The sequence below is a fragment of the Kitasatospora sp. NPDC056181 genome, from assembly GCF_042266225.1.
In the GTDB taxonomy this organism is placed as follows: Bacteria; Actinomycetota; Actinomycetes; order Streptomycetales; family Streptomycetaceae; genus Kitasatospora.
In genome coordinates this window covers 21,020-47,252 of the sequence record NZ_JBHJUK010000064.1, presented here as the reverse complement: position 1 = coordinate 47,252, position 26,233 = coordinate 21,020, and the positions used below count along the sequence as shown (strand labels likewise).

General features: G+C 75.0%; 26 protein-coding genes. 11 read left to right on the top strand and 15 right to left on the bottom strand.

The features are described 5' to 3' along the window. The 4 genes from ACFC1F_RS23710 to ACFC1F_RS23695 form a co-directional block, all read right to left on the bottom strand. Positions 1–1,205, bottom strand: a 1,205-nt coding sequence (locus ACFC1F_RS23710; protein WP_376161057.1) for an SAV_2336 N-terminal domain-related protein, incomplete at its 3' end; no start/stop codon positions are given. Next, positions 1,202–2,302, bottom strand: a complete 1,101-nt coding sequence (locus ACFC1F_RS23705) for an AAA family ATPase (protein WP_376161055.1) — start codon at positions 2,300–2,302, stop codon at positions 1,202–1,204. The genes ACFC1F_RS23705 and ACFC1F_RS23710, both read right to left, overlap by 4 nt. Before the next feature lie 41 nt (positions 2,303–2,343). Next, positions 2,344–4,485: a hypothetical protein gene (locus tag ACFC1F_RS23700; RefSeq protein WP_376161053.1), complete on the bottom strand. Its 2,142-nt coding sequence runs from the start codon at positions 4,483–4,485 to the stop codon at positions 2,344–2,346. Beyond that, positions 4,482–5,843: a hypothetical protein gene (locus ACFC1F_RS23695; RefSeq protein WP_376161051.1), complete on the bottom strand. Its 1,362-nt coding sequence runs from the start codon at positions 5,841–5,843 to the stop codon at positions 4,482–4,484. Before ACFC1F_RS23695 ends, ACFC1F_RS23700 begins: the two co-directional genes overlap by 4 nt. A 355-nt stretch (positions 5,844–6,198) precedes the next feature. Here ACFC1F_RS23695 and ACFC1F_RS23690 point away from each other — a divergent pair, with 355 nt between their 5' ends. After that, positions 6,199–6,624, top strand: coding sequence for a hypothetical protein (locus ACFC1F_RS23690; protein ID WP_376161049.1), 426 nt, complete (start codon positions 6,199–6,201; stop codon positions 6,622–6,624). A 53-nt stretch (positions 6,625–6,677) separates the two neighbouring features. Here ACFC1F_RS23690 and ACFC1F_RS23685 read toward each other — a convergent pair whose 3' ends face one another. Next, positions 6,678–7,778, bottom strand: coding sequence for a chemotaxis protein (locus ACFC1F_RS23685; protein ID WP_376161047.1), 1,101 nt, complete (start codon positions 7,776–7,778; stop codon positions 6,678–6,680). 268 nt (positions 7,779–8,046) lie between these two features. On the opposite strand from ACFC1F_RS23685, the gene ACFC1F_RS23680 reads away from it, so the two are divergent. Beyond that, complete coding sequence (locus ACFC1F_RS23680; RefSeq protein WP_376161045.1) at positions 8,047–8,301, top strand: hypothetical protein; 255 nt, start codon at positions 8,047–8,049, stop codon at positions 8,299–8,301. Positions 8,302–8,432: 131 nt separating this feature from the next. Here the strand turns inward: ACFC1F_RS23680 and ACFC1F_RS23675 are convergent, their stop codons facing one another. The 3 genes from ACFC1F_RS23675 to ACFC1F_RS23665 all read right to left on the bottom strand — a co-directional run bounded on the left by ACFC1F_RS23675 (position 8,433) and on the right by ACFC1F_RS23665 (position 12,144). Then, positions 8,433–10,142, bottom strand: a complete 1,710-nt coding sequence (locus ACFC1F_RS23675) for a sigma-70 family RNA polymerase sigma factor (RefSeq protein WP_376161043.1) — start codon at positions 10,140–10,142, stop codon at positions 8,433–8,435. Positions 10,143–10,401: 259 nt separating this feature from the next. Next, entirely contained in the window at positions 10,402–11,385 is a 984-nt protein-coding gene (locus ACFC1F_RS23670; RefSeq protein ID WP_376161041.1) for a CAP domain-containing protein, read from the bottom strand. 219 nt (positions 11,386–11,604) lie between these two features. After that, the gene (locus ACFC1F_RS23665; protein ID WP_376161039.1) at positions 11,605–12,144 is read right to left on the bottom strand and encodes a GNAT family N-acetyltransferase; all 540 of its coding nucleotides are present in this window, start codon (positions 12,142–12,144) and stop codon (positions 11,605–11,607) included. A gap of 325 nt (positions 12,145–12,469) precedes the next feature. On the opposite strand from ACFC1F_RS23665, the gene ACFC1F_RS23660 reads away from it, so the two are divergent. Further along, positions 12,470–14,014: an ATP-dependent DNA ligase gene (locus tag ACFC1F_RS23660; protein WP_376161037.1), complete on the top strand. Its 1,545-nt coding sequence runs from the start codon at positions 12,470–12,472 to the stop codon at positions 14,012–14,014. Between the two features lie 81 nt (positions 14,015–14,095). After that, positions 14,096–14,608, top strand: a complete 513-nt coding sequence (locus tag ACFC1F_RS23655; RefSeq protein WP_376161035.1) for a hypothetical protein — start codon at positions 14,096–14,098, stop codon at positions 14,606–14,608. 157 nt (positions 14,609–14,765) lie between these two features. Here the strand turns inward: ACFC1F_RS23655 and ACFC1F_RS23650 are convergent, their stop codons facing one another. Next, on the bottom strand, positions 14,766–15,356 hold the full coding sequence (locus tag ACFC1F_RS23650) for a TetR/AcrR family transcriptional regulator (protein ID WP_376161033.1): 591 nt from the start codon (positions 15,354–15,356) through the stop codon (positions 14,766–14,768). A 328-nt stretch (positions 15,357–15,684) separates the two neighbouring features. On the opposite strand from ACFC1F_RS23650, the gene ACFC1F_RS23645 reads away from it, so the two are divergent. Then, positions 15,685–16,626: an alpha/beta hydrolase family protein gene (locus ACFC1F_RS23645; RefSeq protein ID WP_376161031.1), complete on the top strand. Its 942-nt coding sequence runs from the start codon at positions 15,685–15,687 to the stop codon at positions 16,624–16,626. Positions 16,627–16,756: 130 nt separating this feature from the next. Here the strand turns inward: ACFC1F_RS23645 and ACFC1F_RS23640 are convergent, their stop codons facing one another. Then, on the bottom strand, positions 16,757–17,974 hold the full coding sequence (locus ACFC1F_RS23640; RefSeq protein WP_376161029.1) for an erythromycin esterase family protein: 1,218 nt from the start codon (positions 17,972–17,974) through the stop codon (positions 16,757–16,759). A gap of 58 nt (positions 17,975–18,032) precedes the next feature. Between ACFC1F_RS23640 and ACFC1F_RS23635 the strand changes: the two genes are divergently transcribed. Further along, the gene (locus ACFC1F_RS23635) at positions 18,033–18,842 is read left to right on the top strand and encodes a TioE family transcriptional regulator (protein WP_376161027.1); all 810 of its coding nucleotides are present in this window, start codon (positions 18,033–18,035) and stop codon (positions 18,840–18,842) included. Between the two features lie 43 nt (positions 18,843–18,885). On the opposite strand, the gene ACFC1F_RS23630 is transcribed toward ACFC1F_RS23635, so the two are convergent. Continuing rightward, complete coding sequence (locus ACFC1F_RS23630; RefSeq protein ID WP_209415014.1) at positions 18,886–19,419, bottom strand: NUDIX domain-containing protein; 534 nt, start codon at positions 19,417–19,419, stop codon at positions 18,886–18,888. 533 nt (positions 19,420–19,952) lie between these two features. Here ACFC1F_RS23630 and ACFC1F_RS23625 point away from each other — a divergent pair. The 4 genes from ACFC1F_RS23625 (at position 19,953) to ACFC1F_RS23610 (ending at position 22,392) form a co-directional block, all read left to right on the top strand. Then, positions 19,953–20,162, top strand: coding sequence for a ferredoxin (locus ACFC1F_RS23625; RefSeq protein WP_209415015.1), 210 nt, complete (start codon positions 19,953–19,955; stop codon positions 20,160–20,162). 88 nt (positions 20,163–20,250) lie between these two features. Beyond that, positions 20,251–21,465, top strand: a complete 1,215-nt coding sequence (locus ACFC1F_RS23620) for a cytochrome P450 (protein ID WP_376161025.1) — start codon at positions 20,251–20,253, stop codon at positions 21,463–21,465. Positions 21,466–21,773: 308 nt separating this feature from the next. Next, entirely contained in the window at positions 21,774–21,926 is a 153-nt protein-coding gene (locus ACFC1F_RS23615; RefSeq protein ID WP_376161023.1) for a hypothetical protein, read from the top strand. A 181-nt stretch (positions 21,927–22,107) separates the two neighbouring features. Continuing rightward, complete coding sequence (locus tag ACFC1F_RS23610) at positions 22,108–22,392, top strand: hypothetical protein (protein ID WP_148647228.1); 285 nt, start codon at positions 22,108–22,110, stop codon at positions 22,390–22,392. Between the two features lie 347 nt (positions 22,393–22,739). On the opposite strand, the gene ACFC1F_RS23605 is transcribed toward ACFC1F_RS23610, so the two are convergent. From ACFC1F_RS23605 to ACFC1F_RS23590, 4 genes are all read right to left on the bottom strand, one after another. Beyond that, a complete protein-coding gene (locus ACFC1F_RS23605) occupies positions 22,740–23,624 on the bottom strand; it encodes a hypothetical protein (protein WP_376161021.1) in 885 nt (294 codons plus the stop codon). Positions 23,625–23,660: 36 nt separating this feature from the next. Further along, positions 23,661–23,945 (bottom strand): DUF427 domain-containing protein, encoded by a 285-nt coding sequence (locus tag ACFC1F_RS23600; RefSeq protein ID WP_209415018.1) that lies wholly within the window; start codon positions 23,943–23,945, stop codon positions 23,661–23,663. A 72-nt stretch (positions 23,946–24,017) separates the two neighbouring features. Then, positions 24,018–24,254, bottom strand: coding sequence for a DUF6296 family protein (locus ACFC1F_RS23595; RefSeq protein WP_376161019.1), 237 nt, complete (start codon positions 24,252–24,254; stop codon positions 24,018–24,020). 69 nt (positions 24,255–24,323) lie between these two features. Further along, entirely contained in the window at positions 24,324–24,560 is a 237-nt protein-coding gene (locus ACFC1F_RS23590; RefSeq protein WP_376161017.1) for a DUF2277 domain-containing protein, read from the bottom strand. Between the two features lie 328 nt (positions 24,561–24,888). Between ACFC1F_RS23590 and ACFC1F_RS23585 the strand changes: the two genes are divergently transcribed. Beyond that, positions 24,889–26,175 (top strand): MFS transporter, encoded by a 1,287-nt coding sequence (locus ACFC1F_RS23585; RefSeq protein ID WP_376161015.1) that lies wholly within the window; start codon positions 24,889–24,891, stop codon positions 26,173–26,175. The last annotated feature ends 58 nt before the right edge of the window (positions 26,176–26,233 follow it).

The window sequence follows — 26,233 nt, the reverse complement described above, 5'->3', positions numbered from 1 at the left end:
GGCGGGGGGGGGGCGGGGGGGGGCGCCGGGGCCCCCCGGCCGGCCGGGGGGGGGGGGGGCCGGGCGCGGCCCCCCCCCCCCCCCGGCCCGGGTCCGCCGGCCAGCAGGCAGCTGAGCCGGCTGCGGCGGCCGCCGCCGGAGACCAGGGCGGCGAGGGCGGCCAGTGAGGACGGGCTCGGATCCACCACCGGTACCGGCAGTGGCCGGCCGACCGGGTCCGCCAGGTCGCCGGCGTCGGCCCGCAGCCGCCGGTGGGAGCGCCCGCGCGGGCGGGTGGCGGCGGCCTCCCAGCGGGCGTTGGGGGCGGCCGGACCGGTGGCGCGCAGCCAGAGCGGGGTGGGACGGACGGCGCCGCGGGACCAGAGGCGTTCGGGCAGCACGTTGAGCACGGCGACCGAGCCGTGGCGGCCCCACCCGCGCAGCACCGCGTCCAGGGCCGGCCCGCCCCAGCCTCCGCCGACGGTGTCGGTGACCACCAGGACCAGGCGGCGGCCGGAGGGGTCGGCGATCTCCTGCGGCCGGCGGGGCGCCCCGCCGGGGCGGGCCGCGAGGCCGGGGAGTCCACCCGCTTCGGTGCCGCCGAGGTACCAGGTGCGGACGTCCCGGAAGACACCGGTCTGGGCGATCACCCTGCGCAGCTCGGCGACCAGGTCGTGCCAGAGGGCCATCGAGCGGTGGGTGTCGATGACCAGGGCGAGGTCGAGCCAGCGGCCGGGGGTGGGGCGCAGGACGGGCACCAGGAGCCGCTGCTCGACGCCCGCGCTGACGGTGGCCTCCTCGTCCAGCTCGGTCTCACTGCGGCTGTGGGCCAGGGTGCGGCGACCGAGCGGGCGCAGGGCACGCATGACGGCGAGCGGGTCGGCGAGGGCGGCGGCGCGGGCGACCCGGACGAGGTCGCCGCGGCGGGTGTCCGGGGCCGGCTCGGTGCTGCCGGGGGCGGCCAGGTCGGCGGTGGCGTAGTGCTGTTCGAGCCTGCCGCCGGTGGAGCCGGGGGCGGGGTCCGGGTCCGGGTCGTCGGCTGCGTCGGGGCCTGGGGGTGGGTCGGCCTCGGGGGCGGCCGGGTGCTCGGGCTGCTGCGGCCGCTCGCGGGAGGCTCCGCCGAGGCAGCCGGCCAGCCAGAGGATGTCCGCCAGCTCCTCCGCGCCGAGGCCGGCCGCGGAGGCGGCGTCGGCCTCGGCAAGGGCGCGCAGCAACCGGTCCGTCACGGCGAGGCCGGTCCGGTGAGCTTCTGCAGGACGGTGTGCAGGAAGGCCTCGCGTTCGGTGTCGTCCGACCAGGCGCCGCTGAGCCGGAGCTGGACGGCGTTGAGGAGCTGGTCGGTGGCGAGGTCGCCCTCGGCCCGCCGCTCGTCGAAGGCGTGGATCAGTCCGAGAACGAGGTCGCGGCGCCGGTCGTCGAGGTCGGCGGGGAGGCGGAGCCGCTGTCTGACGATCTGTTCGAGCCGGGCCGGGCCGGGCGGCTGGACGTGCAGGCGGATGCAGCGGCGGAGGAAGGGCGGCGGGAAGTCGCGCTCGTTGTTGCTGGTGAGGACGACGATCGGGAAGGCCCGGCACTGGACGCGGCCCCGGTCGACGGCGACGGTGGCGTCCTGGGCCTCCGGGACGTCCGGGGCGTCGTGGCTGGCCTCGGCCTCGCGGGTGCCCGGGGTGTCGTCGGTGCCGATCCGCACGCGCGGTTCGCGGGCGGCGATCCGGGCGAGCTCCGGAATCTCGAAGCCGCCGTCCTCGAAGACGGTGAGCAGGTCGCCGGGCAGGTCGATGTCGCTCTTGTCGATCTCGTCCACGAGCAGGACGCGAGGGCGGTCCTGCGGGATCAGCGCGGTGCCCAGCGGGCCGAGCCGCAGGTAGGGGGCGATCGATCGGTCGGGTGCCGAAGTGACCGGTGGACCACCGTGCAGTTGCTGGAGGTTGGCGTCGTGCAGGCGGCTGATCGCGTCGTAGCGGTAGAGCCCGTCGCGCAGGGTGCTGCGGCTGGTGACCGGCCAGTGCAGGACCGGGCCGAGGCCCAGGTCGGTGGCGATGCTGTAGGCGAGGGTGGACTTGCCGACGCCCGGCTTGCCGGTGACGAGCAGCGGGCGGCTCAGGAGGAGGGCGGTGTTGACGGCGTCGATCTCGGTCTCGTCGGCGACGTAGCCGGTGCCGCGCCGGGTGGTGCGCTCCCAGGCGTGTCCGGAGGGGCCGGGCGCCCGGTACTGCGGGTCCGGCGTGCCGTCGAAGTCGCGCCAGGGCGGCTGCTTGCCGGCCAGCCGGGCCAGCCGGTCGCCCGGGGTGCCCTCGCCCTGGTAGATCCACCAGTCCTTCATGTGCTGCTTCCTTCCCTTCCAGGCCGGAGGGCGATCCCCCGTCAGGACAGTGATCTGGTCCGGGGCCGGTGCTCGGGGTCGTCCCAGAGCAGTCCCAGGCGCGGGCCGGCCGGGCAGCCCGCGCACCCGCCCGGGGCGGCTGCGATGCGTAACAGCCTTACAGTGTCGGGCAGTCGGTCGAGGTCGAGGCCGGGGTCGGGGTCGGGGCCGCGGGCGGGGTCGGTGCCAGGGCTGGGGCCGGGGCCGCGGAAGGGGTCGCCGGCCCGATCGGTCGCGGGGCCGGCACGGGAGGCGAGCAGGGCGGCGAGGCCGTCGGGCCGGGTGCAGCAGTCCGTCGTCGGGCCGGGCCGCACCCATACCGCGATCGGCAGGCCGGCATCCAGGACCGTCTCCAGCCGGTCGGCCGGCGGTGCGGGGTGCCGGTCGAGGAGGGCGCAGACCGGGTGGTCCTCGGCGCCGAGCCGGTCGGCCAGGCCGGGGTCGGGCGGGGTGTCCCCGGCGAGCGTGCGGACCGCGTCCGGGTGGCGGCCGCCGTGCTCGCGGTACCAGGCCCACTTGCGCCGCCACCGGTGGCCGGACTGGTGGGTGCGCTCGTCCGGGCAGCGCACCAGCACCTCGTACTCGGCGCCGAGTTCGGCCGTGCGGCGGGCGCGGATGGGCAGCGGCCAGCGCTCGAACTCCTCGTCGAGCAGCGGTTCGGGGACGTGGAACTCGATCCGCCGCAGCTCGGGGCCGACGGCGGCGCCGAACACCTGCCGGGCCAGCTCCTCCCGCACCGCGGCCAGGGTGATCGGGCGGGCGGACTCCCAGAGCGCCTCGAAGCCCCGCCGGTGCAGCCACATCCGGACCAGGTAGGCGTCCTCGTCACTGGACTCGGTGAGCTGGACGTGCAGTTCGGTGCGGCCGTCCCGCTCGCGCGCCGGGGGCACGGGGACGGCGTCGGCGCCGAGCCTTCGGCCGGTGCGCCGGACCCAGTCGACCAGCCGGTCGGCCCGGTCCCGGTCGTCCTCGCGGGCGGCGAGGTAGCGGACGAAGGCCAGTGGGAGCGGGAGGCGGCGGGAACCGGCGCCGAGCCGGTGGTCGAGGTCGCGCACCACGGCCATCGGCTCGGCGGCGGGCAGCACGGGCCCGGGCGGGGCGCAGCCGGCCGCCTCGAAGGCCCACCGGTAGGCGCGGTAGGCGTCCGGCGGCAGGCCGGGACCGGGGAAGAGGCCGTCCAGCTCGGCCCAGGCCTGGTCGTCGAGCCTGGGCGCGCCGGGCTGCTCCGGCGGCCAGCCGTCGTCGGTGAGCGGGTTGCCGTCCCAGCCGCTGATGCGCCACTGGATCTGCTGCCAGGCCTGGCCGCGGTCGGCGAGTGCGGCGAGGTCGGCGTGGACCTCGCGCGCGATGTCGGGCAGGCGGCGCAGGTTCTCGTCCAGGCTGCGACTGTCCAGCCGGGCGAGCAGGGTGTCCGTGAGCCGGCCGGCGCCGCCGATGTTCTGGGCGGGCAGTCCGGGCCGGGTGGCGTAGAGGACGAAGGTGCTGCGGCTGCGCACCAGCGTGCCCTCGCCGTATTCGACCCGGCCGAAGGTGGGGACGGCCCCGGTGCGGACGTCGAGGCGGCAGGCGTCGCCGATCGAGACCACCCGGCGGAACCGCCGGTTGACCTTGTTGGAGCTCCAGAACCGGAGGGCGGAGTCGAGGTCGAGGTGACGGATCGGCGGGGCGGAGGCGTCGGCGAACGGCAGCAGCAACTGGTCGTGGTCGCCCGCGAAGCCGTGACCGGCCCAGTAGATGAGGAGCAGGTCGCCGTCGCACTTGGGCAGTTCGCGCAGCAGCGCGTCCTCGATCTCGTTGCCGGTGGCGGGGCGGTGGGCGGGCAGTCCGGGCGGGGCCGCGAGCGCGGCGGGCGCGGCGCCGGCGGCTGCGGCTGCGGGCGGCTGCGCGACAGCGGTCGGCGCTCCGCCGGGCGGCGCGACGACGGGGGCCACGACGGGTGCGGGCAGCGGGGAGAGGAAGAGCCTGACGTTGGCGGCGGGCACGCCGGCCGGGCCGGTCAGCCACTCGGCGATGCGGACGGCGTCCCGGGCGGGGCCGCGGAGGTCCCAGTCGGCGCCCACCCCGTACGACTCGATGCCGACGACCAGGGCGAAGACGCGTTCGGGCGCGAGGTACTGGGCGTCGTCGACCACGAGGTGTCTCACCCGGCGGCCCCGGCGGCCGGCACCACGGGCGCGTCCCCGGCCAGTGCCGCGGCGATCCGGTCGTAGAAGGCGGGGAGCTTGAAGTAGGCGCTGTGGCAGTACGGGAACGGCTGGCGGCTGCTCACCTCGTGGTCGGTGACGCGCGGGTCGCCGGGGAAGACGGGCCCGGCCCGGTAGCCGAGGACGTCCCCGGGGTCGTAGACGTTCAGCCAGTCCGGGAACCCGGCCGGCAGGGCCGCGCCCGGTTCCAGACCGCTGAGCGCGCCGAGTTCGTGCAGGAACGGCGCCTGCGAGCCGACGGTGACCAGCAGTCGGACCCCGGCCGGGGGCTCACGGCGGGCGGCGGCGAGGGCCAGGCAGTCGACCAGGGCGATGCCGCCGAGGCTGTGACCGATCAGTACGGTCGGGCCGGGTGCGGCGGCGATCCGTTCGGCCAGGAACGCCCGGAGCGGGCCGCCGCGCGCCTGGTAGCGGAGGATGTCGCCGAGTGCGGGGGTGGCGCCGACGGTCAGGGCGCCGCGGTGGCGGTCCAGCATCCGCTGGCCGCCGATCCGCATGCTGAGCCTGCCGAGCACCCCGGCCGCCCGGCCGAGCGGCCCACGGGCGGCGCCACCGAGGCGGTCGCCGAGGAGTTCGACCAGACGGTCACGCTCGTCGGCGGTGCAGAGCGCCTCGGGGCCGGCCGCGGTGAGGAGTTCGGCGGTCAGCGCGCGGGCGGCGAGGGCGATCAGCTCGGCGCCGGCCACCGGGTCCACGGCGCGGTCGCAGGCTTCGGTGAACTCCTCGGCCCCGGCCAGCCGGTCGAGGGCGGCCGGCAGGTGCGGGCCGAGCCCGGTGGCGGCCAACAGGGCGTCCAGCTCGGCGTCTTCGGCCGTGGGGCCGTCCGCACCGGGGGGCGCGAGTACCGCCAGTTTGCCGGCGACGGTCTCGCCGGGCGTCCGGACCCCGGGGGCGCCGAAGCCCTCGTCCTCGACGGGCAGTCGGGCGAGCACCCGCAGCTCGCAGAGCGGGTCGACCAGCAGCAGCGCCCAGCCGCCGTCCGCCCAGCCGCCGTCCGCCCAGCCGCCGTCCGCCCCGCCGCCGTCCGCCCCGCCGCCGTCCGCCCGGCCGACCGAAGCCCCCGGCCGTGCCGCGGCCGTCTGGGCCGGCAGGAACACCGGCGCCGGCCCCGGACGGCCGGCGAACCCCGGGATCGAGGCGCCGCCCGCGGCCAGTGTGGCGCCGTGGTCGTCGCCCCAGTAGCAGGGCGCCACCTCGGCGTCCGGGAACCGGGCCGTCAACTCCCGGGCGACCAGCTCGAACAGCGGGTCGTAGCCCGCGCGTCGCACGCCGGTGCCGTGCACGAAAAGGAATCGCATGCCGCCCCCACGCCCTCCGCCGAGTCCGCGGACTCCCCGAGCCCCGGATGCTCCGGTCAGCACCCTAGCGCCGCACTTCGGCGCGCGGCAGCGGTCCGCCGCAAATCAGCGCGCGGCGGGGGCGGCACCACCGGACAGCTCGCTCGGAAAGGGGCTCCGTGGCAGGCTTTCTGACGCTCCGACAGGACCGCTCCGCCTTGCCTCTCCGGCACCGGGGAGGGCGCCGGCCGAGGCGCCGGCCGAGGCGGCGAGGAGCAGCGGGGAGACGCTGCGATCTGACGCACCATCGACTGTCAGTCCCCCTTGCTACAGTCGCGAGCGTTCGACAAACGGTTACACACCATGGGGGGCCTGAATGAACGAGGAACTGCGGCGGTTCGGCGTCGAGGCGTACGACCGCTGGACGGCGATGTGGAACGGCGACACGGGCCTGGCGGCGGAGATCATGGCCCCTGAGTTCACCCTGCGCTACGCCCAGGCGAACACCGAGCCCTTCGACGAGGCCCGCACCCCCGACCAGCTCGCCGAGCTCGTCGCCGGATGGCACCGGTACCGGTCCGGGATCAAGTTCGAGGCCCAGGGGACGGCGGTGGTCGACCTCACGCTGGTCGACGGCCGTCCGTCCGGGCTGGTCGCCCGCCCCTACCTCGCCACCTTCGCGGACGACCAGGGCAGGCCGGTGGCCCGCAGCGGGACGGACACCCTGCGGATCACCGCCGGCCTGATCAGCGAGGTCTGGTCGGTCTCCTCGGGCGCCGCCGGGCGGACGTTCTACCGCTGACGCACCGGGGCCCGGTCGCCTTCCCGCGGCCGGGCCCCCCGCCGTGACGGCGGTCAGTACCGCAGCGCCGCGGCGATCCGGCCGTGGGCGGCGAGCTCCCCGGCGGGGACGAACTGCACGGTGGCTCCGGTGTCCAGCGCCCGCTCGACGATCTCGTCCACCATGTCCTCGCGGACGTCCGGCTCGCCGGCGGGGGCGGGCACCAGGTGGTTGTCCGTCACCTTGACGGGCTCCCAGTAGTCCTCCTCCACCGCCAGCACGGCGACCCGGCCCTCGGTGACGTTCTGCCAGACCTCGTCCATGCCGCTGGCCAGCGCCCTGACGCCGAGCGACTGGTCGAGCCGCCGGTGCAGTTCGGCGACGGCCTGCCGTGCCTGCTGCTCGACCGTGGGCCGGGCGGCCTCGACGACGACGGCGGGCGCCGCGTGGCCGAGGCCGCCCCGCGGCACCTGGGCGGCGGCGCGCTTGACCGCGGTGCCGACCTCGCCCAGCAGGGAGAGCGCGGCGGCCTCACCGAGCACGTAGAGCGGGCGCGGGTCGGCGTCCAGCACGGCGCCGAGCGCGGTGTCCGCCTCGCGCAGGAAGCGCCGGGTCTCCTCGTCGCGGAACGTGCTGGGCACGTCGCCGATCCGCTCCTTGCGCTCCACGTCCCAGTCCGGGCCGACGTGGTCCAGCGGGAAGCCGCCCGCCGTGTGCTCCGCCAGCCTCGCCCCGGTACCACCGAACAGGGCGACCCGGTCGGCGGCGACCGTCAGCACCCAGTGGGGCGCACTGGCGGTGTAGGCGGAGACCAGATTGCGGGTCAGGAAGGTCTCTGAGAACACCACCCGGGCCGGCACGGTGCGCGGCAGCGACCAGACCTGGTGCTCACCGGGCGCCGCGAAGATCACCAGACCGTCCTCGGCGTGCACCAGGTCGACCTCCCGCAGGGCCAGGTCCAGCTGCCCCACCACGTCCAGCCGGTCGGCCCGGGAGAGCGCCTCGTCCGCGTGCAGCCGGTTCTTGGCCTCCGCGATCAGGTTGCGCAGGCGCACCGGGTCCTGGGTCTTGTCGGGCTCGCTGCGGTGGGTCGGCAACAGGACGGAGACGGCCGGGTAGCGCCGGGGGCGGCGCAGCTCGACGAGGACGGCTGGCGTGAGCTCCGCTGTGTGCATCGGATGCCCTTCTTGTCGCGGTTGGCGTGGGCGCAGTCGGAATGTTCGGCTTTGCCGGATTCCCCCCAACCCCTCCCCATCCCACCGCCCTCCTAAGCCGCCCGTCACCGGGAACCCCGCTCTCCGTCCGCGGCCTGTCCGGGCCCCGTGGACGACCCGTCCACCCCGTCCACCCCGTCCACCCGTCTGTCCACCGCACGTCCACGCGCACGTCCACCGGCCCGGATCCGGCCCGTAACCCGTGCGGCGGAGCGTCGTTGGACAGCGCATGAAGAAGCGCAGCATGCTCGCCGTCGCCTCGCTCGCCGTGGGTGTCGTGGCCTCCCTGACCGCTCCCAGTGCGCACGCGAGTGCGGTCGGCGGGCAGGGTGACCTGACCGGCCCGCTCCAGCAGGGCGGGGCGCTCACCACGGCACCGGCCGCCGTCCAGGGGCAGGTCGGGGACGCCGGCGGCGTGACGGGTGACGCGACGGGCTATGTGACGGGCCAGGCGAACGGCCTGGTCGGGCTGCCCGCCGTCTGACCGCCCGCGGCCTCGCCCGACCCCGCCTGGTTCCGTCTGACCGCCCGTGACCACCCTTGACCGCTCGGGGGCAGGCGGCTGTCGGCTCCCGGCCGGACACGGTCGGCCGGGAGCGCCCGCCCCGGCACGGCTCAGCCGAGTGGGGCGCCGAGGTCCTGGGTCCAGTAGAGGCCCGCGGGCCCGGTCGCGACGCCGACACCGACGTCCTTGAAGGCGCAGTCCAGCATGTTGGACTGGTGGATCCCGCCGTCCATCCAGCGGGAGAACACGGTGGCGGGGGCGCTCGTCCCCCGGTCGAGGTTCTCGCCCCACTGCGACCAGCGGTAGCCGGCGGCGGTCAGCCGGGCGTCGGCGCGGGCGCCGTCCGGGTTGACGTGGTCGAAGAAGTTGCGGGCCACCATGTCGTCCGCGTGCTTCTGGGCCGCCGCGTGCAGCTTCGGATCGATCCGCAGCGGGCCACAACCGGCCTTGGCGCGTTCGGCGTTGACCAGGTCCACCAGCTGGCGCTCCGGGCCGGGCGGGGTGGCCGTCGGACGGGCTGCGGTCGGTGACGGCGTGGGGGTGGCGGTGGCGGGCGGCTCGGTGGGCAGCGGCGCCGCCGTCGCGCTCGCGGTCACCGGAGGCGTGGGGACCGCGGACGGCTCCGGGGCGGGCGGCACGGGTATCGCGGCGGCCGGGGCTATGTCGGGCGCGGCGGCGGCCGGGGCGGTCGGTTCGGGCCCGGCCGGTTCGGGCTGCGGGTGGTGCGGCCAGACCAGGGCAAGGGTCGCGACGGCGAGCACCGTGGCCGTGCCGCCGGCCACGGCCGCCTTCCCCCGGGTGAGGGCGCTCCACGGACCGCTCCCGCCCCCGGTGGGGTCGGCCGGAGTGCCGGCGGCGCCGTGCGCCGCTCCGCCGTTGCCGGCGCCGCTGGCACCGCCGTCGGTGGCACCAGCGTGCGCGGCACCTCCGTGCGCGGCACCTCCGTGCGCGGCACCTCCGTGCGCGGCACCACCGTCGGCGCCTCCGCCCGTGGCACTGCCCGGCGTCGCCGTGGCGGCCGTGGCCTGGAACGACAACGCCACCGGCGAGTCCAGCGGAATCGGCACCAGGGCCAGGCCGGCCAGCAGTCCCTCGGCGGGGAAGAGGTCACGGCCGAGCCCGTCGCAGGCGGCGCAGCTGCGGATGTGCCGGGCGATGCGCTTGCGCCAGACCGAGTTCGGGGTGCCGTCCCAGCCCGTCGTCACCTCGGCCAGCTCCGGGCAGCGCGGGTAGGCCGTGAGCGCCCGGACGACGACCCGGCCGGCCTCCAGCTGCTTCTTCATCCGCTGCACCCGGACCGCCGTGTGCTGCGGGGACAGGTCGAGCGCCTCGGCCAGCTCGGCCCGGGTGAGGTCCCCGCAGGCCTCAAGCCACCAGAGGGAGAGCAGCTCGCGGTCGTCCGGGTCCAGCCAACGGGTCGCCTCGGCCACCTCGCGCCGCTGCCCGGAGAGTCCGAGGCGCAGGATGGTGAGGTCGGTGAAGTCGGCCCTGGGGTCGGCCAGCTCCCACGCCTCGTCGAGGCCGCCGACGGTGCTCTGCTGCTGGCCGGTGCAGCGGCGGCGGACCTGGTTCATGGTGATCGCGACCAGCCAGGAGCGGAACGACTCCGGGTCGCGCAGCCCGTCCAGGCCGTCCAGCGCACGGATCATCGTCTCCTGCGCGACGTCGTCCACGTCGGCATGGCCGTTCAACGCGCGCCCGGCCACGTTGTACACCAGCGGCAGCCAGGTGGCGACCAGCGCCTCCTGGGCCTGCCGGTCGCCAGCCTGAGCCGCCAGCACCAGGGTCGTCCCGGTCCGGTTCTGCACGTCAACGTTCATGGGTCCGCACTCCGTCTTGCCGTCATCCGTCCGCCGCTGCCTCCTCGGAGACCTCGGCGAAGTGCTCAGATAACAACAATTCGCGCGGATTCGGAAAACGGGGCTCGGGGACGCCTCCCGGCGGGGGTTCGGCCGGACCGTCCGGCGGGGTCGGCCGAGGGGCCGGCCCGGGGTTGTGACGTGGTCCCGGCACGGGGTTGTGACGAGGTCTCGGCGGGGTCGGCCCGGGGTGCCGGTGGTTCCGGCCGGGCCCGGCGGGTCAGGACGGCGAGGCGAACACCTGCGTCCACCAGGGGCCGCCGGAGCCGGTCTTCACGCCGACGCCGATCTGCTTGAACGAGCAGTTGAGGATGTTGGCGCGGTGGCCCGGGCTGTTCATCCAGGCGTCCATCACCGCGGCCGGGTCCTTCTGGCCCCGCGCGATGTTCTCGCCCCAGGCGCTCCAGCGGTAGCCGGTCGCCTCGATCCGGTGGTCGGCGTGGTAGCCCTCGGGGCTGGCGTGGTCGAAGTAGTTGCGGGCCGCCATGTCCTCACTGTGGCCCTGGGCGGCGGTCGCCAGCCGGGGTTCGGCGGTCAGCGGGCCGCAGCCGTTCTGGGCGCGCTGCGCGTTCACCAGGTCCACGACCTGCTGGGCGTACTCGGCCGCGGTGCCGCTCGCCGCGGTGGCCGGAGCCGGGCCGCCGCCCCGGGCGGAGGCCGTGGTGCTCGCGGACGCCTTGGCAGGGGCACCCGCCGAGGCGCCGGAGCTCGCCTTGGCCGACCCGGCCGGGCTCGAACCCGTCGCGGTGGGCTTGGCCGGGCCCGTGGCCGAGGGGGTCGCAGCGGCCGTGGTCGCAGCGGTGGCCGACGGGGTCACGGGGGCGGCGTGAGCCTCGTCGGTGGCGGTCGGGCTGCCACCGGCCGCGGCCGGCGTCGCGTCGAAGCCGCCGGCGCCGGGGACCTGGATGCCGTCGTGGTCGCCGGCCTCCGCCGCGATCTGCGGCTCCAGCGCCACCGCGGCCCCACCGTCCCGGTCACTCCCGGCCCCGCCGTACGCGGCGTACCCGGCTCCGACGAGCGCCGCGAGCACCCCGGTGCCGGCCACCGCGGCCACCACGGCCGCCACCGGGCCGACGCCCCGGCCGCGGCTCCGGCGGCCCCGCCCACGACGCCGGTCTGCGGCACGGCGCGCGGAACGGCCGCCGTCCGCGGCGCGGCGGCCGGAGGCGGCGGGGAGGATGGTCGTCCTGTCTTCGCTGTTCACCTGGGCACGCTTCCTGTGTCGGGTCGGCCGGTACGGGTGCCGACAACTGGGAGACCTCGCGGCGGCGCGTCGATAACAGAAAACACGAACGAATTTCCGAGTCCCGACCGGGGGGTCCTCCGGCACGCCCCGGGCCGGGCACGGACGCGGGGCCGGCTGCAGCCCGGGGACCGGAGAAGGACGAGGGCCGGGACAAGGGCCGGGACCGGGGCTGCGTGGTCAGCCCGCGTCCGGCGCCATGTCGTAGGTGACGAACATGGTCCGGGTGGCGACCTGGTCGTACTTGCTCCGCGCCCGGTGGTTGTTGTCGGAGGTGATCCACCGCACCACGTTCCAGCCGCGCTCGGCGGCGATCTCCCGTAGCCGGGCCAGCAGCGCGTCCACCGCACCGCCGCCGCGTGCGTCCGGGCTCACGAACAGGTCGTCCAGGAAGCCGCCGACAGCCCCGTGCAGCGGCCGGGAGAAGGGACGGTAGTGGGCCAGCCCGACCGGCGTGCCGCCGGCGTCGCGGACCAGCAGACCGTCCAGCTCGTGCGCCGGATCGTTCAGCCAGGACCAGACCAGTTCGGCCTTCTCCTCCGGCATCGGAACGCGGTAGAACGCGCAGTAGCCGGCGAAGAGCTCGCGCCAGGCGGCGTAGTCACCGCTCCCGGGCGCGTCGACGGTCCAGCGGGTGTCGGGCTCCGTCGTGATGGCGGTGGCTGCCTCGGTGGCGGGGGCTGCCTCGGTGGCGGGGGCGCCGGCGGTCTGGGGAGTCATCTCGGCCTCCAGGGGTCGGGTGGACCACGGTTCTCGCGCGGCGGTGCACCGCGCGCGGTATCGCGCCAGCATGACGGCCCGTCGGGTCGCCACAGATGGACGGGGTGGACAAGAGCGCCCTGGGGCCCGCTCCAGAGCGGCGCAGCCGTCCGGCCGTCGCGAAGGCGTGTCCTGCGGTCCGCGACGGACCCGGTCGCGGATGCTGGAGCCCCCGCCCGCCCCGGCGTGCCCCCGGCCGCACCGCCCCCGGTACGTCCGACGCCCGTACGTCCGCCGGCTGCCCGGTAGGTCCGCCGACTGCCCGGCCCGGCCCCGAGGAGTTCACATGCTGCTCCGTCACCTGGCCCAGACCTCCCGCGCCGTGGCGGCCGAGTCCGGCCGCCGGGCAAAGATCACGCTGCTGGCCGACTGCCTTCGTGAACTCGGCCCGGCCGAGGCCCCCGCCGCGGTGGCGCTGCTCTCCGGCGAGTCGCACCGGCTGCGCACCGGCGTCGGGCCGGCCGCACTGCGGGACCTGCCGCCGCCCGCCGCCGAGCCCTCACTGGGCGTCCGGGAGGCCGAGGGGTTGCTGGAGGCCATCGCCGAGGTGCACGGCACCGGTGCGCAGGCCGGGCGCCGTCGGCTGCTGGCCGGGCTGTTCGAACGGGCCACCGGCGTCGAGCAGGCGTTCCTGCGGGCGGTGCTGGTCGGCGAGTTGCGTCAGGGCGCGTTGGACGCGGTGGTGGCGGACGCCGTCGCCCGGGCTGCCGGGGTGCCTGCGGCTGCGGTGCGGCGGGCGCTGATGTTCCGCGGCTCGGCCCGTGCGGTCGCCGATGCTGCGCTGACCGGCGGGGCGCCGGCGCTGGACGCCTTCCGGCTGGAGGTCGGCCGCCCGGTGCGACCGATGCTGGCCGCCTCGGCGCCGGACGTCGGCTCCGCCCTCGACCGGATCGGCCCCGCCGCACTGGAGTGGAAGCTCGACGGCATCCGGGTCCAGGTGCACCGGGACGGCCGGGACGTCGCGGTGTTCACCCGGAGCCTGGACGACATCACCGCCCGGGTGCCCGAGGTGACGGAGGCCGCCCTCACCCTGCCGGTCCGCTCGGCGGTGCTGGACGGCGAGGCGATCGCGCTCGGCCCGGACGGCCGCCCCCGACCGTTCCAGGAGACAGCCGCGCGGACCGCCTCCCGGCGGGACCCGGAGCGGCTGCGGGCCGAAGTCCCGCTCAGCGCCTACTTCTTCGACCTGTTGCACCGCGACGGCGAGGACCTGGTGGACCGGCCGGGCCGGGAACGCTGGGCCGCCCTGGCCGGGTCGGTGCCCGCCGGCCTGCGGGTCGCGCGCACCGAGACGGACGACCGGGACCAGGCGCTGGCCTTCTTCCGGGAGACGCTGGCGCTCGGTCACGAAGGAGTGCTGGCCAAGGATCCGACGGCGGGTTACGCGGCCGGCCGGCGCGGCGCCGGGTGGATCAAGGTCAAACCCCGGCACACCCTGGACCTGGTGGTGCTGGCCGCCGAGTGGGGCAGCGGCCGCCGGCGCGGTTTCCTCAGCAACCTCCACCTCGGTGCCCGGGCCGCCGGCGAACCGGGCCTCGGCCCCTGGGTGATGCTCGGCAAGACCTTCAAGGGCCTGACCGACGAGACGCTCGCCTGGCAGACCACGGAACTCCTCGCCCGCGAGGTCGAACGGGACGCGTACACCGTGCGGGTACGGCCGGAACTGGTCGTGGAGATCGCCTTCGACGGCGTCCAGCGCAGCCCCCGCTACCCCGCCGGGCTCGCCCTCCGGTTCGCCCGGGTGGTCCGTTACCGGCCCGACAAGAACGCCGCCGATGCCGACACCGTGGCCACCGTCCGGGAGTGCGCGACCTCCCACGAGTTCTCCTGAGCCCTGCTGAACCCCTTGGCGACCCGGACGGTCCGCGGGAATCCGCTGGACCCGACCGCCCCGTGAGGCGATCATGAAGAGATGTCGTCCACCGAATCCGCAGCCCACGAGCTCCAGGACCACGCCGTCCTCTGGAGCATCGGCGAGATCCGGTCTCACGATGTCGTCACCGCAGCCTGCGATGCACTCGTTGCCGGACTCGACAGCCCTGCCTTGCGGGCCCTGGCCGGCTGCACACGCGCCGAAGCGGACTACGACGTGCCCGGGATCCTCCCCTCGGCGCTCGGCGAGCTCGGCCTGACCTTCCATCCGGTCGGCAGCACCGCCGGCCGGGAAGCCGCCGCACGGGCACTCGCGAGCCTGCTGCTGGCCGGCCGGCTGACTCCTCCGGAGCTCGCCTTCCAGATCCACCAGCGCTTTGGACACGAGCTACCCCTGGCCGAACGGCTCGCCGAGCTCGACGACGAGTACGGCATGCTGGACTTCGGGGGCGGCAGGGCACCGTCGGAGGTCGACGACGAGGTCGTGGCCGAGGCGCACCGGCTGGCACAACACCCTTGCGTCCCACTCGATCCCACGGACACACCGACCTGACGCACACCGATTGACCCGTCGGCTCGGGCCGGACCGGCTTCGTGCCGGACCGGCTTCGGGCAAGACCGGCTTCGGGCACGACCCGGATACGCCCGATAGGCCCGATGCACCCGGGATCCGCCAGGGGATGATCTCGGCTTCCGGGCGTGCGCCACGGTCAGTGCGGCTGCCGGAGTCCCGCGACGAGGAGCGCGACCAGTCGGCGTGCGTCGTAGCGGGGGTCGCTGTCGGCGCCGATGCAGAGGTTTCCGATGCCGCGCATGAGTTGGTAGGCGTCGAGGTCGGCCCGGATCTCGCCGGAGGCGGCGGCGGCGTCGAGGAGTTCGGTGCACACCGGCAGGAGACGGTCGAGGAAGTAGGCGTGCAGCGTCTCGAAGCCGGCGCTGTCGTTCTGCATCGCGGCGGCCAGGCCGTGTTTGGTGACCAGGAAACCGACGAAGAGGTCGGCCCACTGCCCCAGGGCGGCATGGGGGGTCGGGCCGGACGCCAGCAGGGCCGGGCCGGCTTCGGCGCAGGCGTCGACCTGGTGGCGGTAGACGGCGATCACGAGGTCCGCCCGGGTGGGGAAGTGGCGGTAGATCGTACCCGTCCCGACTCCGGCCCTGGCCGCGATGTCGCGCACCGGCGCCTCCACGCCCGAGGCGACGAAGGCCTCCGCGGCCGCGTCCAGCAGGGCCTGCTGGTTCCTCCGGGCGTCCTTGCGGTTGGACCTGGCCGAACTTGCCGCACCCTGGCCGTCGTTGCTCACCGCGATCTCCCTCCATGGCATTGCAAAGCGGAACCGAGTTCCGTATCGTAATCGGAACAAGGTTCCGTTTCATTCATGATGGCAGACCGGCGGGCGGTCGGCCAGATCGCCGCCGCGCCTCCGCTCCGGCCCCGGTCGGCGGAGCGCGCGACCCTCGACCCGGCATTGATGTCTCCGGGCACGAGAAGCGCTCGATCCCCGCTCCCGGCCCGCCCCTTGCTGCCCTGTCCCGTCCTGCCCCGTCCCTTGCTGCCCTGCCCGGCTTGCGCTCCACCGACCGCCGGCCGCACCGCACCACGACTGCGAAGAACCGAACGGAAGGCACTCCATGTCCGACTCGAACACCACGAACGCTCAGAAGACCGCGGGCGCGCCCACCCTGGTGGTATCCGCGAAACCGGTCGTCCTGTCCGCCCCGGACCGGGGCGAGGACCTCCAGGTCCGCGTCTGCGCCCCCGCGACCGGCGGCGACCTGCCCGTCATCGTCTTCTCCCACGGCTTCGGCTCGTCGATGAACGGCTACGCCCCGCTGGCGGACTTCTGGGCCGCCCACGGCTTCGTGGTCCTGCAGCCCACCCACCTCGACTCCAGGACGCTCGGCCTCCCCGCCGAGGATCCCCGGACACCGCGGATCTGGCGCTTCCGCATCGAGGACCTCAAGCGCGTGCTGGACGGACTCGACGTCCTGGAAGCCTCCGTGCCGGGCCTCGCCGGGCGCCTCGACCGCGAACGCATCGCCGTGGCAGGCCACTCCTGGGGAGCCCAGACGGCGAGCACGCTGCTGGGTGCCCGTGTCCTCGACTCCGACGGCGTACCCGGCGAGGACCTGTCCGATCCCCGCGTCAAGGCGGGCGTGTTGCTCGCCCTGACCGGCCTGGGCGACGATCTGACCCCGTTCGCCGCCGAGCACTTCCCCTTCATGAAGCCGTCCTTCGACACCATGGCCGCACCGGCTCTCATCGTCGCCGGGGACAACGACCAGTCGCACCTGTCCACGCGTGGACCGGACTGGTTCACCGACCCCTACACCTACAGCCCGGGAAACAAGAGCCTGCTCACGCTGTTCGGGGCCGAGCACTCGCTCGGAGGAATCCCCGGGTACGAGGCCGCCGAGACGACGGATGAGAACCCCGCCCGCGTCGGCCTGGTCCAGCGACTCACCACGGCCTTCCTGCGCAGCGCCCTCCATCCCGAGGACACCGGCTGGAAGGCGGCGGCCACCGCACTGGCGGAGAGCCCCGACCCGCTGGGGAAGCTGCAGAGCAAGTAGACGCCCCTCACCAGGGCCGTCGCAGGCGGACGCATCCGCCGTTGACCGCCGGGGCGCCTCCCACGTGTCCGAGGCGCCCCGGCAGGCCGGACGGCCGGACGGCTGGACCGCCGGACGGCCGGTGTCGGCGTCAACCCGGCAGGACGTCCTTCACGAACACCATCCCGTCGCTGCCGGCCAGGTGGGCCGGGTCGAACGGGGCGTAGCCGAACCAGCCGGACACGCGGGGCGCGAGCTGCCCGTCGCCGAGGGCTGCGGCCAGCCGCGGGGCGTCGACGACGAATCGGTCCTCCGGGAGCGCGTACAGGTGTCCCTCGACGGTGTCCGGCGGCGGCGTGTCCACTCCCTGGTGCCGGATCGTCCCGAGGGCCGTGGCCACGAAGCCGTACTCCCCGCCGAGCCGGGCGTTCACCAGCGCACCGGCGCTCCACCACTCCACCCGCCCCTGCCACATCTGCATCGAGCTCTTCTCCCGCTGGAGATGGGCGTTCTGGGCGTGGACGAGCGCCGGGCCCCGGGCGGCGAGGGCCAGGAGGTTCTGGGACATCATCAAGTCCCGCAGCGCGCACAGCCGGGTCATGCGGGCCGGCGAGGTGTCGGCGATCCAGTGGTGGTAGCGGAGCAGTCCGGTCGCGGTGCGTCCGTACAGACGTGCCCTGTCCAAGTCGTCGGGCGAGGTCGCCGCGAGCAGGTGCGGCGTCTGCGCGTCGAGCAGGGCGACCAAGTCGTCGGCGAGCAGCCGCAGTTGCCCGGCCTCGGCCGACCGCCCCACGGACTGGGTCGGGTCGGTCATCGCGGCGGGGTCGGTCCAGCGATCGTCGGCGCCGAGGAGGAGGTCGACCGTCTCCGCGGTGCAGGGGAGCAGGTCGGCGTCGACCTGGCGCGAGAGGTAGCCGTGGAGCGCGGTGAGGGCCTGCCGGGGGCTCGCCGCGCCGGTGATCTCCAGCGGGCCGTCGAAGCCGGCGAAGCGGAGCCGCTCCGACGCCGGCCGGCCGTCGCGGTCGGCGCGGGCGTTGTGGGCGCGCATCCAGCGCACGAGCTCGCGGTTGGCCGCGGAGGCACCCCAGCCGTGACTGAATCCGTGCTCCATCACCGCGTCGAGCGAGCCCGTGCCCGAGGTGACGTAGTCGTCGACGAGCAGGCCCGTCATGCAGTCGCTCTCGATCGCGATCGTCCGGTAGCCCTCCTGCTCCACGAGTTGCCGGAAGAGCTCGTTGCGCAGGTCGAGCAGGGCGTCCTCGCCGTGGGTGGGCTCGCCCAGCGCGAGCAGCCGGGGCCTGGCCGGGAACAGCCCCATGACTGCGGCTGCCTCGACGGCGCGGACGGTGTCCTTGATGTCAGTAGCCATGCCTTCAACGCTATCGCTGAACCTTCGGTGGAAACTTTTCCGCGATATCGTCGGCTTCATGGGGAGAAACCTTCAAAGCGGTGATCGGCTCAGGCCGGTTGATCTGGCACGCGGGCACGGTCTGTCCACGCAGGCGGTCAGGAACTACGAGGAGGCCGGCATCCTTCCGGCCGCCGACCGCACACCCCACGGCTACCGCACCTACACCTCGCTGCACGCACGGGCCCTGCGCGCGTTTCTCGCCCTGGTGCCCGGTCACGGCCACCAGACGGCGACGGCGATCATGCAGGCGGTGAACCAGGGCTCGGCCGAGGAGGCGTTCCGCCTCATCGACGAGAGCCACGCCCAGCTCCTCGACGACCGGCGGACCCTCCAGGCCGTGGAGAGCGCCCTCCGCGACCTGGAGCCCGACACGGCGCCCGGGTCCGGGCCCGGACCCGGACCCGGCGCACGGTCCGGGCCGGCGGCGGGACGGGGGTCGGCCGCGAGGTCCCGGCCGGAGGCGGGGTCCGGGTCCGAGTCCAGCAGCACGTTCATCGGACCGCTGGCAGGGAAGCTCGGCATCCGGCCCGCGACGCTGCGCAAGTGGGAGCACGCCGGGCTGGTGCGCCCGGGCCGCGACCCGCGGACCGGGTACCGCGTCTACGACGAGGCCGACGTCCGGGATGCCCGGCTGGCCCACCAACTCAGGCGGGGCGGCTACCTGCTGGAGCAGATCGCCCCACTGATCACCCAGGTGCGGGCGGCCGGCGGGCTGGAGCCGCTGGAGGCCGCACTGCTCGACTGGCACACCCGGCTCTCCACCCGCGGTCGGGCGATGCTGAGCGGGGCCGCCGAGCTGGAGGCGTACCTCGGCGCGCGCGGATGAGACTTCGGTCGCCGGCCGAAGGGATCAAGGCCAGGCGGCCCGGTCACGCTCCCCGGAGCCGGTCGGACTGCGCTGCGAACCGTGCCGCATGTTGGCGCATTCGAGCCCGGTCCGCGGCAAACCAGCCGTCCCACTCCTCTTCCAGGCCCACCCACCTCGCCGGCTGCCCCGTCTCCGCGACGAGCGGCACATCCGCATCGACGACCACGGCATACGACAGCCCGAACGTGACGGGAGCACCCGACTGATAGGAACGGACGGTTGCCAGAGCCGGCTCCCGGAACAGCTCCGCCCGGATTCCGGTCTCCTCGAACAGCTCGCGCCCTGCAGCCTCGCGGGGAGTCTCGCCGGGTTCCACCTGCCCACCTGGCGGGACCAGCCCCCGCCACCGGTGCTGCACCAGCAAGACCCGGGACAACGATTCATCGAACACCCAGACCTCCGCCGCGAGCGGACGCACCAACTCGGGCCCGGCGGCGGCCAGCCACTGACGTGCCCCATCGAGCTCCACCACCGCCAGAGCCGCATCTGCCGTCGCCGCTTCGTGGGCCCGCTGTCCGATCGTCTCTCCAGTCATCGGGCCACCATACGAAGTCCCACCGACACCGACGGATCTCTTGGGACCAGGCCTGTCAGGACGGGCTCCCCGGGACGGGCGCGTCAGGACGGGCTCCCCAAACCGGGCCTGTCGGGACGGACTTGTCAGGACGGGCTCCCCGGGACGGACGGCTACGACGGTAACGGAGCGTCGTCCCGGAGGACTTCCGTACCCGGGCGCACCCGAGCTCACAGTCTCGGCGATCCACCCGGCGAGACGTTCGCCTTCCAGGCGGGTGAGCATCTCGACAAAAGGACGACCGGGCCGGTGGCGGTGTCCCGCCCCCACTGCGGAGGCACTCCCCCACCCCAGCCGCCGACCCGCACAGGCGTTCTGACGAAACCTCAAACATCTTTCACTCCTTGGACTTTGACCATCAGAGTGGAATCGGCCATTTTGCCCGAAAGCGGCGAACCACTCTTCGTGTGCGACAGAACGACGGTTAGGTTGACATCAGCGGGGGGCGGCCGGCCCGGGTGAACCGGTGCCACACCACGGAGAGGTGTCCGTACATGCAGGTGAGCGTCGACCCGTCCCGCTGCTGTAGCTCCGGCCAGTGCGTCCTGACCGTGCCGGAGGTCTTCGAACAGGGCGACCACGACGGCCTGGTGAGACTCCGCCTGACCGTCCTGCCGCCGGCGCAGTACGCCGACGTGCGACTCGCCTCCGCGCTCTGCCCCGGCGGCGCGATCACCGTCACCGAGGACGACGGCGGCGCGTAGCAGCCGCGCGCTCACGCGCTCCGTCATCCGCCCGGTTCCGGCCGTCACCAGCTGCCGGCTGTCACCCCCCACGCAAGGAGACCCCACCTTGACGAGCACACCCACCGCCCCCGCCATGCTGCTCCCCGCACCCCACGACAGCCGCTGCCCCTTCAGCCCGCCGCCCGTCTACACCGCGGCGGCCCGGGCAGGCTCCGTCAGCCGTGCCGAGCTGCTGGACGGCTCCTCGTGCTGGCTGGTGACCGGCTACCGCGAGGTCCGCACGGTGCTCTCCGACCACCGCTTCAGCGCGGACGCCCGCCGGCCCGAGTTCCCCAGCCTCGTCCCCGGGCGGCGCGAGATCGCCGCCGCCAACCCCAGCTTCCTGCGCCTCGACGACCCCGAACACTCCCGGCTGCGCCGCATGGTCACCGGGGACTTCCTGGTCAAGCGGGTGGAGGCGATGCGGCCCGGTATCCAGCAGATCGTCGACGAGGCCATCGACGACCTGACCGGGACCGGCGGGCCCGCCGACCTGGTCGCCCGGTTCGCCCTGCCGGTGCCCTCGCTGGTGATCTGCCTGCTGCTCGGTGTCCCCTACGAGGACCGGCAGCTGTTCCAGGACCTCAGCCGGGCACTGATCAGCACCACGACCGCCCAGGAGGAGGCCGCGCGGGCCCAGGACGAGATGCTGGACTACCTCGGCGGCCTCGCCGCGCGGAAGCGGCGGCAGCCCGACGACGACATCCTCAGCCGGCTGGCCGCCCGCGACGACCTCTCGCTCCGGGAGATCGCCTCCACCGGCATGCTGCTGCTGTTCGCCGGGCACGAGACCACCGCCAACATGATCGGGCTCTCCACCCTCCTGCTGCTCCGCGATCCCGGGCAGGCCGCCCGGCTGGCCGACCCGGCCGCGCTCCCCGGGGCCGTCGAGGAACTCCTGCGCCACCTCACGATCGTCCACACCGGCCTGCCCAGGCTCGCCCTGGAGGACGTGGAGCTGGGCGGCACCCTGATCCGGGCCGGCGAGGGGGTGATCGCGATGCTCTCCACCGCCAACCAGGACCAGGAGCTGTTCGGCACCCCGGGCAACCGACCCGTCGACGAGCTGGACGTGGACCGGGACGCCCGGCGCCATCTGGCCTTCGGCTTCGGCGTCCACCAGTGCCTCGGCCAGCCGCTGGCCCGGGCCGAGCTCCAGATCGCGCTCGCCACGCTCTTCCGCCGCCTGCCCGAGCTGCGGCTCGCGGCACCGGACGACCAGCCGGCCTTCCGCACCGATTCGCTCATCCACGGGCTGCTGGAGCTTCCGGTCACCTGGTGAGCCGGGGCGGGCCCCACGGCCGGCGGACGGCGGACAGCGGACAGCACTCAGCGGTCGGCGGACGTCGGCTCTCGGCCCGTGGGGTCACCGGACGGCGGACGGCGGACGGCCGACGGCGGCCGGCGGCCGGGCCGCGCTATCCGCGGTGGCAATGTTCCCGGGCCCCGGTTGGCCTCGGGGCGGGCTCGGGGGCAGGCTGGAAGGGCGAGACAGAGACCCCGGTCCGGCGTCCGCCCGGCGCCACCCGTCCACGGTGTACCCGGACGTGCCCGGGTCCGGCCGAGGAGACGGAGCCCACGATGACCGACATGAGCGCACGGTCCGAGGTGAGCGTCAACCGCGAGGAGGACGTCCGCGCCGCCGACCCCGAGGAGGGCATCACCTCGATGCAGAACCTGCACGCGCAGGACACCTCGCAGGCGGAGGGCGAGCCCCAGGACGAACCCGAGGCGCGCGGCTGACCGTCCGCGACGAACGAATTTCCACGAGGCCGCCCGGCGCACGGGCGGCCTCCGCGACCGCTGGTGTCGCTGCCGCATCGGCGGCGGACCGGCGGGGGAGGATTGGCGCATGAGCGAGCAGCAGCAGGGCGCAGCAGCGGCGCAGGGCGGTCGGCCGACCGGGCCTCCGGGGGATCCCCGGATGTCATGGGCCACCTGGACCACCCAGTCGATCATCAGTGGCCCCGGCGGTGTCACCACCGCGGAGGTCGGCCCGATCTCGGGGGACCTCACCGTACACACCACGTGGGTGGACGGCGAGGCCCGGCTGACCGTGCAGTACACCGGCGCACTGGACTGGTACACCGTGTCCGGCAGCCCCGTGCCGGCGGCGGACGAGATCACCGCGCGGGCGATCCACCAGGCCATGGTGAACGCCGTCAAGGCCGGCCGCGGAGCCGCCGCCCCGCAGGCACCCGGCGTCTGACCCGGGCCTGCACAGCGGCCGGCCAGGGCGGCGGCCGGCCGATGCGGAAGCCGTCCCGGCCGTCCCCGTCAGCGGTCGGCCCCGTTCGGCGGTCGGCCCATGCGGCGGTGTGCCCGTGCGGCGGTCGGCCGGTGCAGCGGTCGGCCCGCGCGACGCTCAGTCCGTGCGACGCCGGACCCGCGCCAGGGGGCGTGGGCTGCCCAGGGACCTCCCGAAGACCACTCCCCCGGGCCCGAGGCCCGGGGCCCTTCCGGCTGCCCCGGGCCGGCCTGACTCTCCCCGGGCCCTCCCCGGTGAGCCGGCCGGCCTGACCCACCCGGCGGCACCCGGCTGGTGCGGGTCCTCCTTCAGGGGGCCGTTTCCCCCTGCACGGCCGGGGCCGCGGCGGACCAGTAGGCGCCGTCGGCGGGGCGGCGAGAACGCAGGTCCTTGTGGACCGCCCGGCCCACCTTGCGGGTGTCGCGGCGGTTGATGGTGGCGCCGAGGCCCGCGCCGACCAACAGCGGGATCATCGTCGGCAGGCGGCGCAACGTGCTGCGGGTGAGCCGCTTGCGGACCTGCTGGCGGACCTCGCCCCCGAGTGCCATCGCGGCGAACCCGGCCGGCTTCACCAGCGTCGTCGCGTTGATTCCCCGCCGGCCCGCCCAGGCGCCGAGGTAGGCCGACGCCCGGTGGGTGGCGGTGCCCTGGGCGGGGACGCCGTAGACCTCGTGCAGTTCGGCGATCAGTTTGATCTCGACGGCCGCCACGGCGAGCGTCTCGGCGGCGATCTCCACCGGCATCGCGGGCGGAACCGGCAGCATCGCCGCCGCCCCGACTCCGGCGCCGAGCGCGGCGGACGCGCGGGCTGCACCGAGGATCAGCAGCTTGGCCAGCGCGTCGGGATCGGCCGCCGTCGGGTGCTGGGACCGGAGGGTGGCGAGGTTCCGGATCGGGATGCGCGGAGCCGCCTGGATCAGCTGGTCGGCCAGGGTCCGGCCGCCGCGCGCGGCGCCCTTCGCGGCGGACCGGCTGCCGGTGCCGAGCCGTCGGGCGACCGAGGCGATCAGCTCCGCGGCCCGGCGGCGTCCGCGCTCGGCCCCGTACTCGGCGACCCGCCAGTCCGTGCCGCCCTCGGCCGGCCCCGGGGCGGGCTTCTCCATCTCCTCGACCAGCTCGGCCAGCTCGTCGGCAATGTGTCCCGGGGCGGGGTCCGGCTCTCCGGAGCGCCCCGGCCTTCTGAATATTGCCATGCCCTGCCGTTACCCGGTCGGGCGCCACGGTACGCGCTACCCGGTGACCTCCACCCCGCGCCAGAAGGCGATCCGGCCGCGGACGTGCGCCGCCTCGGGCTCGGGGTCGGCGTAGTACCAGGCCGCGTCGGCATTGACCTCGCCGTCGACGTGGAGGGTGTAGTACTCGGCGGTGCCCTTCCAGCCGCAGACCGTGGTGGTGTCGGAGGGCCGCAGGTACTCGGTGCGGACCGACTCGGCCGGGAAGTAGTGGTTGCCCTCGACGACGGTGGTGTCATCGCTCTCGGCGATGACCGTGCCCTGCCAGCGCGCTGTGGTCATGCGGCGATTCTGCCGGACGGCGGTGCGCCACGGGAGCGAACCACCGAAGGTGCGGCCCGGAGCGGGCACCGGTCACGGGAGCGGTTGGGCGTGCACCGGGAGGTGCGGCGACTGGTGGCCGCCGCTGGCGAGCATCCGGACCTCGCCCGCGTCACTGATCTCTGCCCGCACGATACCGCTGGCGTCCTCGTAGACCGGATGCCCGCCGGGACCGGTCGTGCTGGTCCGCGTCACGACGACGACGTCCTGCGGGGCCTGGGTACCGGGCGTGCCCGGGAAGGTGAGTGCGTAACGGTCCGCCGGACTCATCGCCGACCTCCTGTTCCTACTGGTGAGGACCGGCCGTGTCGCGGCCGACCGCTTCCTGTCGCCGTCCGGTCAGGCGGAGGCCTGCGCGGTCCGGGCGGACGCGCCACGGACCTCCAGCTCCGCCAGCAGCCTGGCGGTCGCCTCGGTGACGGCGTCAACGGCCCGGTCGAAGGCCTCCCGGTTGTGCGCCGCCGGTGCCCGGAACCCGGACACCTTCCGCACGTACTGCAGCGCGGCCGCCCGGAAGTCCTCCTCGGAGGCGTCGGGCGTCACGGGTGGTCTCAACGTCTTGATACTGCGGCACATGCCCCCAGTCTCGCGCGCGGGGGCGTGGCTGGCGACCCCCGCCCGTCACCGTTGCGACATGGGGACAACGCGGGAGCGTCATCCGATCGGATTAGGATTTCGGACGAACTAATCCCTTTCGCCCTTGCTCCCGCGTCCTCTCCCGCCCTCGCATCCTCCCGCGCTCTCGCCCTCCTGCTTCGGCCTCACCCTCCGACGTCCCTCGCGTCTCCCGCCACGCTCCCGCGTCATTTCGTCCTCCCGTCATCCCCTCGTCCCGTCGGCCCGACGACCGTGCCGACGACCGCTCAGCCCTGCCCTCGTGCGGGCGTCACCCCGGAGTTCCGCCTTGCCACTCGCGCTGGTCGCCCTGGCCGTCACCGCGTTCGCCATCGGCACCACCGAATTCGCCGCCATGGGGCTGCTCCCCCAGGTGGCCGACAACCTCCACGTCTCCATCCCGCAGGCGGGGTGGCTGATCTCCGCCTACGCCATCGGCGTGGTGATCGGCGCCCCGCTGCTCACCGCGCTCGCCGCCGGCCGGCCCCGCAAGGCGGTGCTGGTAGCGCTGGCCGGACTGTTCGCGGCCGGCAACCTGTTGTGCGCGGTCGCGCCCGACTTCTGGTCGCTGGCCGTGGCGCGGCTGATCACCGGCCTTCCGCACGGGGCGTTCTTCGGCGCCGGGGCCGTGGCGGCCGCCGAGCTCGTCGCGCCGCACCGGCGGGCCCGGGCCGTCGCCGTGATGTTCTCGGGCCTGACCGTCGCCAACATCGTCGGGGTTCCCGCCGCCACCCTGCTCGGCCAGCGCCTCGGCTGGCGGGCCACCATGCTGGTGGTGGTCGCGATCGCGGCGGTCGGCACGGTCGCCATCGCCCGGCTGGTGCCGGAGCTCCCCTCCCCCGCGCAGTCCGGGCTCCGGCACGAGCTGAGCGCCTTCCGCAGCGGTCAGCTCTGGCTGGCGCTGGCCACGGTGGTGTTCGGCTGCGGCGGGTTCTTCGCCTGCTACAGCTACATCACCCCGCTGCTCACCGAGGTCTCCGGGTACGCGACAGGCTCGGTGACGCTGGTGCTGGCGCTGTTCGGTGTGGGGATGACGATCGGCAACGTGCTGGGCGGGTTCGCCGCCGACCGTGCGCTGCGGCCGACCGTCTGCGCCGCCTTCCTCCTCTCCGCCGCCACCCTGGCGCTCTTCGCGGTGACCGCCCACGCCGCGTGGTCGGCCGCCGTCACGGTGGTGCTGATCGGGCTGTTCGGCTTCGCGATCGTCCCGGCCGTGCAGACCCTGGTGCTGCAGAAGGCGCGCAGCGCGCCGACGCTGGCCTCCGCGACCGTGCAGGGGGCGTTCAACCTGGCCAACGCCCAGGGCGCCTACTTCGGCGGGCTCGCCCTGGACGCAGGGCTCGGCTGGACCTCGCCCACGCTGGTCGGCTCCGGGCTGGCCGCGTCCGGGGCGGCCATCGCGCTGGTCGCGTGGGCCGCCGATCGTCGGCGCCCTGGTGCCGCGGGAGACCCGGAAGGCGCGGGGCACGAGCCGGCCGCGGCGGCAGGGGTGACAGGGGTGGCCGGGCCGGGTACCGCCCCTCTGCCGGAGCCGGCCGGGCGGGCGGACCGCACCGGGGCGGGTGCGCCCGCCTGATCCCCCTCCCACCGCGCCGCCGCCCCGCCGTTGACGATCGGGGAGGGCGGCGGCGTGC

Excerpts from the sequence above, each read along its gene's own strand:
- ACFC1F_RS23590 (WP_376161017.1), bottom strand. The coding sequence starts at position 24,560 with ATGTGCCGCAGTATCAAGACGTTGAGACCACCCGTGACGCCCGACGCC.
- ACFC1F_RS23640 (WP_376161029.1), bottom strand. The coding sequence starts at position 17,974 with ATGGCTACTGACATCAAGGACACCGTCCGCGCCGTCGAGGCAGCCGCA.
- ACFC1F_RS23625 (WP_209415015.1), top strand. The coding sequence starts at position 19,953 with ATGCAGGTGAGCGTCGACCCGTCCCGCTGCTGTAGCTCCGGCCAGTGC.
- ACFC1F_RS23665 (WP_376161039.1), bottom strand. The coding sequence starts at position 12,144 with ATGACTCCCCAGACCGCCGGCGCCCCCGCCACCGAGGCAGCCCCCGCC.
- ACFC1F_RS23685 (WP_376161047.1), bottom strand. The coding sequence starts at position 7,778 with ATGCACACAGCGGAGCTCACGCCAGCCGTCCTCGTCGAGCTGCGCCGC.
- ACFC1F_RS23695 (WP_376161051.1), bottom strand. The coding sequence starts at position 5,843 with ATGCGATTCCTTTTCGTGCACGGCACCGGCGTGCGACGCGCGGGCTAC.
- ACFC1F_RS23635 (WP_376161027.1), top strand. The coding sequence starts at position 18,033 with ATGGGGAGAAACCTTCAAAGCGGTGATCGGCTCAGGCCGGTTGATCTG.
- ACFC1F_RS23680 (WP_376161045.1), top strand. The coding sequence starts at position 8,047 with ATGAAGAAGCGCAGCATGCTCGCCGTCGCCTCGCTCGCCGTGGGTGTC.
- ACFC1F_RS23615 (WP_376161023.1), top strand. The coding sequence starts at position 21,774 with ATGAGCGCACGGTCCGAGGTGAGCGTCAACCGCGAGGAGGACGTCCGC.
- ACFC1F_RS23610 (WP_148647228.1), top strand. The coding sequence starts at position 22,108 with ATGTCATGGGCCACCTGGACCACCCAGTCGATCATCAGTGGCCCCGGC.
- ACFC1F_RS23605 (WP_376161021.1), bottom strand. The coding sequence starts at position 23,624 with ATGGCAATATTCAGAAGGCCGGGGCGCTCCGGAGAGCCGGACCCCGCC.
- ACFC1F_RS23705 (WP_376161055.1), bottom strand. The coding sequence starts at position 2,302 with ATGAAGGACTGGTGGATCTACCAGGGCGAGGGCACCCCGGGCGACCGG.
- ACFC1F_RS23660 (WP_376161037.1), top strand. The coding sequence starts at position 12,470 with ATGCTGCTCCGTCACCTGGCCCAGACCTCCCGCGCCGTGGCGGCCGAG.
- ACFC1F_RS23690 (WP_376161049.1), top strand. The coding sequence starts at position 6,199 with ATGAACGAGGAACTGCGGCGGTTCGGCGTCGAGGCGTACGACCGCTGG.
- ACFC1F_RS23675 (WP_376161043.1), bottom strand. The coding sequence starts at position 10,142 with ATGAACGTTGACGTGCAGAACCGGACCGGGACGACCCTGGTGCTGGCG.
- ACFC1F_RS23655 (WP_376161035.1), top strand. The coding sequence starts at position 14,096 with ATGTCGTCCACCGAATCCGCAGCCCACGAGCTCCAGGACCACGCCGTC.
- ACFC1F_RS23645 (WP_376161031.1), top strand. The coding sequence starts at position 15,685 with ATGTCCGACTCGAACACCACGAACGCTCAGAAGACCGCGGGCGCGCCC.
- ACFC1F_RS23595 (WP_376161019.1), bottom strand. The coding sequence starts at position 24,254 with ATGAGTCCGGCGGACCGTTACGCACTCACCTTCCCGGGCACGCCCGGT.
- ACFC1F_RS23600 (WP_209415018.1), bottom strand. The coding sequence starts at position 23,945 with ATGACCACAGCGCGCTGGCAGGGCACGGTCATCGCCGAGAGCGATGAC.
- ACFC1F_RS23630 (WP_209415014.1), bottom strand. The coding sequence starts at position 19,419 with ATGACTGGAGAGACGATCGGACAGCGGGCCCACGAAGCGGCGACGGCA.